At 37.0% G+C, this 12,551-nt stretch carries 12 protein-coding genes; all 12 read right to left on the minus strand.

The genetic code is table 11. From position 1 onward, the window contains the following. Position 1: 1 nt before the first annotated feature. The 12 genes from NE668_RS03815 to NE668_RS03870 all read right to left on the minus strand — a co-directional run bounded on the left by NE668_RS03815 (position 2) and on the right by NE668_RS03870 (position 12,475). On the minus strand, positions 2-1,456 hold the full coding sequence (locus NE668_RS03815; RefSeq protein WP_227036823.1) for a lipopolysaccharide biosynthesis protein: 1,455 nt from the start codon (positions 1,454-1,456) through the stop codon (positions 2-4). Continuing rightward, the gene (locus tag NE668_RS03820; protein WP_227037153.1) at positions 1,456-2,589 is read right to left on the minus strand and encodes a CapA family protein; all 1,134 of its coding nucleotides are present in this window, start codon (positions 2,587-2,589) and stop codon (positions 1,456-1,458) included. The genes NE668_RS03815 and NE668_RS03820 overlap by 1 nt, the downstream gene beginning before the upstream one ends. Then, the gene (locus NE668_RS03825; RefSeq protein ID WP_227036822.1) at positions 2,573-3,505 is read right to left on the minus strand and encodes an ATP-grasp fold amidoligase family protein; all 933 of its coding nucleotides are present in this window, start codon (positions 3,503-3,505) and stop codon (positions 2,573-2,575) included. Before NE668_RS03825 ends, NE668_RS03820 begins: the two co-directional genes overlap by 17 nt. Beyond that, positions 3,483-4,724, minus strand: coding sequence for an O-antigen ligase family protein (locus NE668_RS03830; RefSeq protein WP_101928168.1), 1,242 nt, complete (start codon positions 4,722-4,724; stop codon positions 3,483-3,485). The genes NE668_RS03825 and NE668_RS03830 overlap by 23 nt, the downstream gene beginning before the upstream one ends. A 19-nt stretch (positions 4,725-4,743) precedes the next feature. Next, positions 4,744-5,811 carry a glycosyltransferase gene (locus NE668_RS03835; protein ID WP_004697063.1) on the minus strand — a complete coding sequence of 356 codons (1,068 nt, stop codon included), beginning with the start codon at positions 5,809-5,811 and terminating at the stop codon, positions 4,744-4,746. Further along, on the minus strand, positions 5,808-6,857 hold the full coding sequence (locus NE668_RS03840) for an NAD-dependent epimerase/dehydratase family protein (RefSeq protein WP_004697300.1): 1,050 nt from the start codon (positions 6,855-6,857) through the stop codon (positions 5,808-5,810). The genes NE668_RS03835 and NE668_RS03840 overlap by 4 nt, the downstream gene beginning before the upstream one ends. Next, complete coding sequence (locus tag NE668_RS03845) at positions 6,850-7,572, minus strand: IspD/TarI family cytidylyltransferase (RefSeq protein ID WP_227036821.1); 723 nt, start codon at positions 7,570-7,572, stop codon at positions 6,850-6,852. Before NE668_RS03845 ends, NE668_RS03840 begins: the two co-directional genes overlap by 8 nt. A 9-nt stretch (positions 7,573-7,581) precedes the next feature. Further along, a complete protein-coding gene (locus NE668_RS03850; protein WP_101928164.1) occupies positions 7,582-8,448 on the minus strand; it encodes a LicD family protein in 867 nt (288 codons plus the stop codon). A gap of 11 nt (positions 8,449-8,459) precedes the next feature. Next, positions 8,460-9,146 (minus strand): sugar transferase, encoded by a 687-nt coding sequence (locus NE668_RS03855; protein ID WP_227036820.1) that lies wholly within the window; start codon positions 9,144-9,146, stop codon positions 8,460-8,462. Continuing rightward, positions 9,140-10,339 (minus strand): DegT/DnrJ/EryC1/StrS family aminotransferase, encoded by a 1,200-nt coding sequence (locus NE668_RS03860; protein ID WP_227036819.1) that lies wholly within the window; start codon positions 10,337-10,339, stop codon positions 9,140-9,142. The genes NE668_RS03855 and NE668_RS03860 overlap by 7 nt, the downstream gene beginning before the upstream one ends. A gap of 77 nt (positions 10,340-10,416) precedes the next feature. Continuing rightward, positions 10,417-11,028 carry a CpsD/CapB family tyrosine-protein kinase gene (locus tag NE668_RS03865; protein WP_227036818.1) on the minus strand — a complete coding sequence of 204 codons (612 nt, stop codon included), beginning with the start codon at positions 11,026-11,028 and terminating at the stop codon, positions 10,417-10,419. A gap of 1 nt (position 11,029) precedes the next feature. After that, complete coding sequence (locus tag NE668_RS03870; RefSeq protein WP_101928162.1) at positions 11,030-12,475, minus strand: GumC family protein; 1,446 nt, start codon at positions 12,473-12,475, stop codon at positions 11,030-11,032. Between the last annotated feature and the right edge of the window lie 76 nt (positions 12,476-12,551).

The following is a 12,551-nucleotide window of genomic DNA, read 5'->3' on the forward strand; positions in this document are numbered from 1 at the left end:
GTTAATTATGTCGTTTTACTTTACTTAAGACTTTTTTATAGCCAGAAGCAATAATTATGCGCTCAGATGGAATGACGTATAAAATGGCCACATATAATACAACACATAAAAGCATACAGACGACGGTCCACCATACTGCATCATAGAGATGTAAAATACTATAGGCAATTAACCCAACTATAGATGCTGTAATGAGATATACACTGATATTAGATATTATGCGAAATGTACTCATATTGACAAATAAAGCTAATAGCAACATAGAAGCTGCTAGCATTTCCATTCTTACTAACGATCGAGCATATACAAAGGTACTGAAATCATATTGAATACAAATATAAATAACTGGTATTAAAACTACTAGATGTAGTATTTGAGTCCAAAATGATAGATTAGGCATCCCTTTTGCACGAAATATTTCGGAAATCAAATTAGCTGTTACAGTCATAATGGCCGAACTCAATGCCCATGAACCTAATACAATGCCCGCTAACGTCCATTGTGGCCCTAGTAAAAGCTGGACAACAAAGTCTTGAAATACAAATAAGCCTACACCTAGAGGTACCAAAAATAGAGCCATATAGCGTTGGAATGTAAAGAATGTATTCAAAAAGGCCTGTTGATTATTTTGCACACGACTTAAAGCCGCGAATAATACAGGAGCCAAAGATGCTGTAGCCATAGCCATTACAGTCGTAACAATAGCCATTGGCATCTTATATATACCCAAATAATAAGCATCTAAAAAACGGCTAATAATGAATGTATCCACCCAAGCAGTGAGCCATATAGAAAATGCTTCAGCTAAAGACCATGCACTATAGTTAAACATGTTCATAAAGACGCGGCTACTAAAAAACAGATGAATTTGATTCTTCCGACTCTTTAATAATGCCAACACCGTAAATAGCTGAGACCCTAGCATACCAGCAATTAAAGACCAATAATCGTACCCCATAAGCGCCATTGGTATAGATATCAATATAGGTGTAAGAATTGTTATGAGCCTAATATTTAAAAGAAACTTGAAATTAAAATCTCTTCGATACAATGCCATTTGGACACTACTAAAAGCAGATAAAGGAATCATAGCGCCCATCACGGCTAAAGGTATACCTAAGCCATCATTACCTACTAATACAGCCAATTCATCACGACCGATTATGATAGCGCTCCATAAAACTAGAGAAAACACTAGGTTGGCAATAAATGCCACATCTGTAGCCTCTTGCTTATCTTGGGCACTTTCAAACTCATGCTGAACAAGAAATTTTTGAAAACCCGCATCAGCAAGCATTTCCGCAAAAGATATAACCATCATAATCGTCGCCAATATGCCGAATGCGGTCGGTGCTAACATATGGGCCAATATTATATTTGTCAGTGGTGTAATAAGCTTTGCCAAAACCTCTGTAATAACAGACCATTTAGCAGCAGCTACGATTTTAGTATCCATTATTTCTTATTGATATTCTTAATGCCTCTCAAGAATAGTTCATGATGAGCTTCACATTCCAAATAATTTTGTATTGCTAAATAACTCGTTTTGCCCAAAATAAGTTCTACCAATTTTCGGCCCAATAAAGCATTAATAGCGCGTACAATAAATGATCTACCTAAAAACTCACGCAAATAACGTTTTACATGTGTATCAGCAAAGACCTTATAAGCTTGAGTCACAAAGTGAGGGTCTTTAATTTCTTCACTACGTTTTCTATAAGCCTCTAATGTTTCTGTAGCTTCAACTTCTGTGGCTAATCGTGTACCATTATCGGTTCTACGAATAGGCAATTCAGACACCACAAAATCATCCTTAGTTACGTCTACAGTAACTAGTATTGAATCTTTAATAAATTCTTGATGGTTTACAAAAAAATCGGAATTAAAGATAAAGTTGCCTTGTCCATAAATGATAGTGCCTCCCTGGTAATCTTCACGAGACCCTACACAATGATTATGTTGACAGATAACGAGATTCGCTCCACTATCGACAAATTTACGGCAATATCTCTGTAGCATAGGAGATGGATAGCGATAGAATTCCTTGCCGCCGTGATATAGAACGATGACATAGTCGCATTGTGCCTTTAAAACTTTCACTTCGTCAAAGCTTTCTAGCACATCAAAAGGATTAGCCCCCATTGTATGACAAGTAGCCATAGTAAACTCATTCTCTGTACAAAGATAGAATCCAATACGTATATCATCTTTTTCAAAGATAAATGGCTTCTTAGCCTCTTTCAAATTAGCTCCAGCTCCAGCATGAGCAATCTTATGCTGCTTCAACAAATTTAATGTTGTCGTCAACCCTTCCACCCCTTGATCTAAGGAGTGGTTATTAGCCAGTGTTAAAAATAACGGCTCTAACACCTTATATCCATTAATTGTTTTTGTAGGCGCAATTAAATTATTACCAAATTTTACGATGGGTGTCTCTATATCAGTAAGAGGAACCTCTAAATTGAAAACATTTAAATCCGATTGCTTCAAAATTTCATAAAGCTCTTTTCCTACAAAAGCTTCTCCATTACCGTTTTCAAATAATGTTTTATTAATATCCGTAGGAACTAAATCAGCCCCGATGTACATTCTCAAGATGTAACCACTCTCCTAATTCATAATCCTTTGACATAGGACGAAATCTTTCAAATCCAGCACCAGGAAAAAATGTTAATTCTCCAATAAATAGATGCCCTTTAATTTCATAAAAATCAACACGCAAAAATGGACACCCTTTGCTAAGCTCCATCGCAACCTGTTGCATTTCACCATATGTGTCTGGCTTTGGAAACTTTGTAGGTAACGGTGGATAATGTCCAAAATGAATTCCCATAGGATTCCAATCGATATCATAGAAGTTCATACGCGTTCCTGTTTTAGAAAAACGATTAGAACATACTACTGTTAACTTTGGTTCACCATGAAAGCAATACATCTTATAATCTAATATGTCATTGCTACCTAACTCCGACAAATATTCCTCTCCGATAATACGTCGAGGAACATTCTTATAAGGCCACTCTCTAGCAATACGTGAATAATCCTGTTTTAAGAATGTTCTTAATTTAGCTTTTGCTGCTTCCCAATCAAGTGTTGATTTATCTTTACAAATAACGATGCCTCCACTATCATGTGTACATTTCAAAACGAATTGATTAGGCAACCTATCAAGGTCAATATCATCTACAGAGTTCCATACGGAAATCGTAGGTATTATATACTGATTACCTACACGTTGAGCAATAAGATGTTTAGCTTCATGTTTATCAACCATCACTGTTTGTATTGGGTCTCTAAAATTAACCTTAAGCCATTGTAACTTTTCGCTGAAAGTTTTTGGATTTTCTAGATCTAAAGGGTATCCCATATACTTAGGAAATACCTTCTTCAAAAAGTCTTCATCAGACAAAGAGTCATAATAACCCAATTTAATTAATACCCTCGTACGATAGTAAGGTTTTGTTAGAAAGGACATGCCAACATTACACAATTTTCTGAACTTCATGTTTTCGTCCTTTCCGAAGCAGTTGCACCTCTAAATAAAACAACATCATATAAAAATAAGTACTTTTACTTTCATAAGAAACCATCCCCATATCCATAACAATCTGTGAAAGAAATAGAATAAGTACCATTATATATTCATTACTATGGATATCACGATAGCGAATTAAATTATAAGCTACATAGAGATACATTGAATAATAGGCTAGTAAACCAATGACACCCGTGCCAGCTAATAACTCAATATAATTGTTATGCAAGTAATAATTATCTTTGCCATATACGAAAAAAGTATATACAGATGGATTATTGATACCTACACCAGTTATGGGAGATTGATAAAATAAGTCCCATCCAATATCTACCAAAGCTAACCGAATAATAGTGGATGAGTCCCCCCCTGTGCCTGTAAAGGCTTCTACCATGTTAGACATTCGGTCTAATACTTCAGAAAACATCGGCAATTGCAATACCGCAATACCTATAATGGTAAGACCTAATAAGGAACCAATAACTTTTACAATAGAATTGACCGCATTAGTACTACGAAAACTTTTAAAAATAAAGAGTAATACTGTACCAACACCGACAAAGACTAAGGCCTTACGACTACCTGTAGCCGCTAAAATACCAAGTGTTGGTAATGCAATAATATGCCACCAACGAGGACGGTCATATAGCATATAATACAAGGTCATAACAATAGCATTGGCCCCCAATAACCCTACCGTATTCGCATTCAATGCATCATTAGCAATACGTGCTGAGGATGATAAAACAGTAATAAAATAATCTAAACCGTAGAAATAAACAGTATAGAAACAAACTATATAGCCTGTCCACATGCCAATCTTTAATAATGTATCCACCGATTTCTTATCTTGATAACACATGTATAAAATGATGAGCATAAAGAATATCTTGACCATATCAAAACTTCGGCTCATAGCTACGGAAACATCTGTGGCATTAATCGCACTTAGATAACAAGCACCAATAAAAAGTAACATATAAGCATGCATCCAATTAAACCGCAGTTTTATAACACCCTGTTCTCGTATAAGATAAAAAATGATGAGACCAAATAAGCATACAAATAATACATACGCACCATAGTTCGCTTCGCCAAGGGCAAAGGAAATGGTCAACGACAACACTAAAAAGATTAGAGTTATGAACCATATCATGCGATCAGCAAGAGCCGTAATATTTAACTTCAATGGTTCTCCTCCTTACAACTCATAAAACTTCTAACCAACGTTTTGCGATTTTCCATAATGGAAATTCATCGCGTACTTTGATGGCATTCTGTGAAAGTTTAGCCGCTAGTGCAGGATCTTTTAATATACTGCGCATAGCTTCATACATAGCCTGCGTATCACCTACAGGCACAAGGATACCATTCTCTCCACTTTTAATTACCATACGAGCACCGCCTACAGGACAGTCTGTAACTACTGCCGGCAGACCCATGCCCAATGCTTCCAACATAGAATTTGAAATGCCTTCAAAATCAGAAGATGATACAAACATGGAACAAGGGGCTACCTTTTCTAAAATATTACTAGCAAATCCAGGCAATAAAACGCGATTCTCTAAATTAAGAGACTTAATTTGAGCTCGTAGTTCATCCTCTAATACACCTTGACCATAAATGACAAGTTTATATTCTGGAAACTCATCTGCCAACATACTAAAGGCATTGATCATCATAGGCAAATTCTTTTGCGGATGCAAACGACAAGCTGTAACGATTGTCTTTTCTCGTTCCCCTTCTATGGGTGACGGCAATTTACCATTAATAGGATTGGGGATAATAACACCGCGATTTTGGACAGATTTTGGGAAATAAGAACGAGCATCTTCCGTTTGAAATACTAGTGCATCTGCAAATCGAAAAGCAAAATTGCGCAACGCTTGTTGATGCCACCCAATAGGTACCATACGCGGGTTATTGCGTTCAGAAAAAACAATGCGATTTTTTATAAACCAAGAACTAATCGATAAGATAAAACTCGATGCAGACAAAAAAGATAAGCATGTCGCATTTGGCCTAGTCTTTAAGATTTTGATTAGTTCTTTTATTTCTTGCATAAAGCGAATGACTTTATTAGAGCTTGTAGTATGAATTTCGATTTGTTCAATACCTTCCTCTAACGCATATTCATTACCATATCGATTAGGGCTTGTTTGGATAACTGTAATATGATGACCATCATGTACCCACTGACGAGCCAACTCTGTTAAGATTCGTTCAGCCCCATCATTACCAAGGGAGATGGTGACAATTATTATTTCCTTTTTCATAAGCCTTCCTCTTGGATATATTCAGCTAGTCTTATATAAGCTTGTGCCATTGATACCTTAGGTTGCCAACCTAGGGATTTTAACTTCTTAGAACTTAAGAACATATGCACTGTCGGCGCATAGCCAAGCCCTTGTACATCTTTTGGAATATCAAAGATGACTTCACTCTTATCATTGCTAACATGAGTTGCCACTAAATGAGCAATGCTTGCAATAGAACGCGTCTCCTCATCATGACAAACATTATATGCTTCACCAGGTAGTCCCTCTTTTAAAAGAGTTAAAAGCCCAGTTAAGGCATCAGTAATATAGCAATAATTCGACATAGAATCACCCTTTGTATGAAGTATAATGGCTTCTTTTTTAATAGCACTCTTAGTAAACTGCATAAAAACGCGATTATCAGCTACTGGAACACCTGGACCAAAGGTTTGAGCTAGTCTAGCTATTACAGCAGGAACGCCATATTCCACAGCATAGGACTTACAATAACATTCACAAAGTCTTTTGCTTTCGGAGTAGGAACTACGAACATTTAGGTGATCCAAATAGCCTAATCTTTCCTCTGTCATAACTTGGCCAGATTCATACGGTACCCCATATTGCTCCATACTGGATAAGTAAACTAGTTTCTTTACCTTTTGACGGCGACCTAACTCAAGCATGGCCTCCGTACCATAAAAAGAGGTACGGATAGTTTCTACAGGATGTTCTACAAAAAACTTAGACTGTGTTGGTGCGGCTCCATGCAAAATATAATCACATGGCACATCAATAGATTCTAATGATCCATCTACTAGGGTTAACGACTTATTGTCTAAATACTCACCGAGAATATTTTTTGCCTTTTCATGGCTTCGCACATGACCAATCACTTTTAAATCCAGGTCATGAGTCTCATTGGCAAGTATAAGTAATTTTATAAACATCGATCCAATAAGCCCCGTTGCACCTGTTATAAGAATGCATTGATGACGGAGGAAATGAAAGTAATTTTTTTCATGTACTAAAGCCGTTAACTCGCGTTGAATAACGGAATTACTCATCTTTTAATCCTCCTAGCTCACGATTTTTAATAATCCCTGTGAACATATAATAATCAGATGGAGTTGTAATCTTTATATTTTCAGTTTCCCCTAACACAGGATATAGAGTATATCCATAGTGCATCATCATCGATGCGGAATCAATAAAGTCATGAATGCCCTCATCTTTTGCACGATTATGAACTGATATAATATCATCCAATCTAAAACTCTGCGGAGCTTTAGCCATAAGACATTCATTACGATTTAAAATGCGGTTAATAGAACCATTTTGGGTAACCATAACCGTTTCTATAGCTGGAGTAACAGTAATGGCAGAGCCCTTTGATTCAACAGATTCTATATTTTTCTCTATAGTAGAATTATCTACAAGTGGACGAACCCCATCATGAATCAATACAGTCACCGCGTCTTCAGGAAATAAACGCTTAGCCTCTACTAGCCCATTATATTGGGATTTCAAAGCACTTTCACCACCAGGCACAATGGATAATACCTTTTGTAGCCCCGCCTTTTCTATGAGTTGCTTTGTATAATCAATCCATTCTACTTTACAGGCAAGAACAATCCCATCAATAGTCTCCGTTTGTTCAAATACATCTAAGGTTTGAATCAAAATCGGTCTACCGTTCCATTCTAAAAATTGTTTTGGCGTCTTGCTATTTTTCATACGAGCACCTACGCCACCCGCAAAGATTACTGCTATTCGTTTCATAGGCCCTCCTTATGGTTGAGCTTCTTTTTTGGCATAATGTATGCCTTTATACTCCTTGTAAGGTGTATGTAAATCAGCAAATACTGCATCATGTTTTGCTACACGTTGCTCTACAGGTGGTAATTGCATATAGTCGCCCCAAATAAGGCGCAAATATCTCTCATACCCTTTCATAACAGGTATTTGATGACCTTCAAAGTCTTTATATACAACAGAAGCAAAGTCCTCTCTAGGATGACGTAGCTTCATACCTTTTAAGCTACCGATTAACTCCGTACACTCATCACTCGTATCAAAGTCGTATTGAGTCATTCTCTTTTCTGCAAATCGCCAAATATGATAGCGTATAGATTGACTTGAAAAGATTTTATAAATATAACCCGCTAAAGCGCGATATGTTGGTCCCTTATTATCAGGCAAACGCTGTGCATTAAAGAGTGCAAAAGTCATGGCCCACATCAACTGCAATGCACGACTAATTTTGCCGGGTGCACAGCCATCGATAGGCATAATTTCAAGTGCCAAACCATGACAAACATCTTCATGCATACTATGACGATTGATAAAAGTCGTATTATTGTCTCTAATAGAAGCTCCTGCATCATGATAGATATGATTGCGATCAGTACGACAATACGTAAATCGTTCAGTATCAGCATATTTTGGCCATAATTTAGCTAACTTTTCATAATCTGGACGAGGCATGAAAAGATCTAAATCATCATCCCAAGGGATAAAGCCGTTATGACGTATAGCCCCAATGAGACCACCGCCGCAAAGATAAAAGCGCAAATTATGTTTATCACAGAACTCTTTAAAGTACAGTAACATATTCAGCTCTTTTTCTTGTATTTCCTTTGTCATAGATGTACTCATAGGGACCTCTTTCAACGTAATACAGCTAATACTGTATCAATCATCGTTTTTATATCTTGTAAAAAAGAAAACTCCTTAATACTCCTTAAATTCCAAGCCATCTTACCCGGTAAAACCTCATTTATATAGACTTCATTAACATTCTGAGCATTTTGTAAAAGTTGATCTTCATCTTTATAAGTAATACTGGCAACACTGGTAACACCAGCAGGTAATAATAAGGTAGCTTTCATTTCATCTGTATAAGCAGCCACATAACGTGGAACCTCAGGTCTTGTACCGACAAAGCTCATATCTCCTAAAAGGATATTAATAAGCTGAGGCAATTCATCGAGACGACAGTTGCGAAGCATATTGCCTACCTTCGTAACACGCATATCATTTTGTGATGTCACTTGTGCACCTAAAGATTCCGCATTCTTTACCATAGTACGGAACTTATAGATGCCAAAGGTACGACCGTACTGTGTCACTCGAGTTTGACGAAAAAAAACCTCTCCCTCACTATCTCGTTTAATCATGATGGCTAGTACCAAGAATATAGGGCTTAATGTAATAAGCATTCCCGCTGCCATTACGCGGTCAAAAATGCTTTTGCAAAGAAGGCTTATACGCCTTTGATTTAATATTTCAAAATAGGGACGAACCGCTTCACACTGAAGCTCTTTTGGTAGATCATGAAAGTTCTTTACTAGCATTCGGTAATAATCCTTTTAAACTGTTTAATGATATATTGCACTTCTTCATCTGTAAGGAGCGTATGAAGTGGCAATGTAATTTCATTTTTAAATTGGTCATAAGCATTTGGATAATCATCGATTGTAAAGCCTAAGTTTTTGTAAGCCGTATGCATTGGAATTGGCTTATAATGGACATTCGTCGCAATGCCAGCCTCAGCCATAGCTTCAATAACCTTGTTGCGGTATTGCGCATCACGGCCGTCTAAACGGACTAAATACAAGTGACCACTACTTTCATGCTCATTTGTATAATGGTTCAACAATGTAACAGGTAAATCCTTAAATGCTGTATCATAAGCTTCAATAATTTCTTTACGACGTGCCAAAAGTTTTGGGTATCTTTCAAATTGAGCTAGTCCAATAGCCGCCATGATATCCGTCATATTACATTTATAATAGGTACCTTTAATATCATATTCCCAAGCACCTGCTTTTGTTTTTGCAAGAGCATCCTTATCTTGACCATGCAAAGATAGCAATTGGAATTGCTTGTAAATAGTTTCATCATCAATACCATCTATATGACGCCATGTAGCACAGCCGCCTTCAGCAGTAGTAAAATTTTTTACTGCATGGAAGGAAAAGCTACTAAAGTCTGCAACATTACCTGTTTGTACCCCTTTATATGAGGCCCCAAAGGAATGAGCACAATCAGCCACAATAGGAATATGACCTACTGCTTTTTGAATATCATTAGCAGGTGTAAAGAGAGATTTCTTTTCATCCACAATGGAGCGTAGTCGATCATAATCGCAAGGTACACCTGCAACATCAACGGGAATGATTGCTTTTGTTTTTGGTGTAATAGCGCGAGCTACTGCATCGTAATCCATTTCATAAGCATCTTTCTGTGTATCAACAAGCACTAATGTGGCGCCCACATGAACAACAGAACTTGCACTAGCTGTATAGGAATAGGCACTAGTTATGACTTCGTCTCCAGGTCCAATCCCCAATACGCGAAGAGACATTTCAAGCGCTGCCGTAGCAGAGTTTAAACAAACGGATTTAGGTGTACCTAACTGATGAGCAATCTTTTTTTCTAATTCTTTAGTACGAGGACCTGTCGTAATCCACCCACTTTTTAAGGCTTCAACGACTTCATTGATTTCTAACTCTGTAATATCTGGAGGAGAAAAATTAATTCTCATATAAATCACCTCAATACTTTCTGTACCATATTGATACGCTTGATTTATCACATAGAATGTTAATCAAAACAGTTATATTACGCGTCAATCGCGATGGATCCTAAAAGAGGAATGCCTACTTGTGAAAGGCGTTTCTTAGCTTCAATCAAATCTTTTGGACTAGCTACTTCATTTTTAACAACTAGTATTACACCATCTGATTTTTCGGCCAATACAACGGCATCTGTAACAGACAATACGGGTGGTGTATCGATGATAACCACATCATATTCATCACGTACATACTCAAAAATCGTAGGTAATTTGCTAGAATCTACAATATCAGATGGATATTCAACAACTTCACCCGCCGTAAGCACATCCAAATGAGGCACTACATTACGATGAATCGTCAAATCTTCATCCATCATCACCGCATTGGTAAGACCTTTATTTTGTACATTAAAGGCTATATGTTGTGCTGGATTGCGTAGATTACCATCTACTAGAAGAACTTTATTATTATTTTTAGATAAAGCTAATGCTGTATTAGCTGCCACTTCAGAAGTTCCTTCACCACTAGTAGCCGCAGTAATACAAATAAGTTTACATTTATGTTGGTTACATACATATTGAAGATTGCTACGCAATGTACGGTATGCTTCCACAAGTGGTGTATCACCACGTTCATTAGAAATTAGTCTAATCATATTAACCTCTTACTTTGCGCAACAATACTACGATACGATTACTAGGCTCTTCGTATTCTTTTTCTTTATGATTTGGAATTACGCCCAAGTTTTGAATACCAAGAATATCATTAATTTCTTGTACAGATTGAACTTTGCGATTACCGAAGAATTGGCCCAATGTATAGAGGCAACCAAAGATGAGGCCTAAAATGGCAGAGCCTAATATAATAAGAATCTTACGTGGTGCAATCGCCTTTTCTGGCAATGTAGGAGAATCAACGATTTGAACTTCATTCGGTACCATAACCTCTGCTACCTTCGCTTCTTCTAAGCGAGTAGATAACATTTGATAGATATCTTGTGCCACATCTACATCACGTTTTGCTTGAATATAACCACGTTCTTTTTCAGGTAGTCCTTTTATAGCTTCTTCGTTTGCTTTATCTAGCTCAGCTAATGTAGATTGTTTACCTTGAGCTACAGCTAACGCAGCTTCATTTTTAAACTTATCCGCTAGCAAGCCTTGTTGTGCAGAATTGCTTGAAGGTGCTTGTTGAGATGCAATAGCGTTGATTTCAGCATTTAGACCACTTTTAGCTTCTTCAATTTGTTGATTAATTTCTTTCATCGCAGGATGTTCATCAGTATATTTACCAATATAAGAAGCTTTACGAGATTCTAAATCTGCTAACTGACCCTTGTAGGCTTGAACCGTAGCACTATCAGCGATGCTTTTACCTGCAGAACCTAATTGCTCATTGATACTGTCAAGTGCAGCTTGTGCCGTTTCTAAATCGAGTTGATTTTGAGCCTTCTCACGATCAATTAGAGTAATCTTATCAGTTAAGCCTTTCATTTGATCTGCTGTGGAGTACACCTTATTATCTATTTGAAATTGTTGTAATTTCTTTTCTGCTTGCTCTAATTCAGATTTCGCAGTAACAACGCGTTTCTGTAAGAATTCACGAGTAGTTCGTTGTTCAACATGAGAGATTTCAGCAAGGCGTTTCAAGAAGGTATCAATAAGTAATTGATTAGCTTCTTGTGCTTGCTCAGGAGACTTACCTGTTACACTTACTTGCAATAACTCGGTTTCTTTATACGGTTTAGTTTCAATGCGAGTTTTAACAAAATCTTCATATGTTGGCGCATTACCAGTACCTTCAGGATCTTCTATAGCAGTAATTACTGGCTCTACTACATTACGACTTTTTAAAATTTCTGCATCTGTGTTCATCAATTGACGAGACATAGAATCAGAATAAGCATTAGCACTAGATAATACAGAATTGCTCAAACCTTGAGCTTGTTTAATGCGCAACATCGATGTAGATTGATATGTTGATGGTGCAAGAAAAGCATACGCACCACCTAAAACCATACATGCTACCGCAATATTAATAATTTTACGGCGCTTTTTAATGAGGACTCTGCCCACCTCTTTTAAATCAATAATTTGTTCCACCCATATACCCCTTTCTGTAAAAGTATACAAACAACAGGGTCTCTCCCACTTAGAATATTAACTGTACCTAACCCTC

The sequence above is a fragment of the Veillonella parvula genome (assembly GCF_024461875.1).
Taxonomy (GTDB): Bacteria; Bacillota; Negativicutes; order Veillonellales; family Veillonellaceae; genus Veillonella; species Veillonella parvula_I.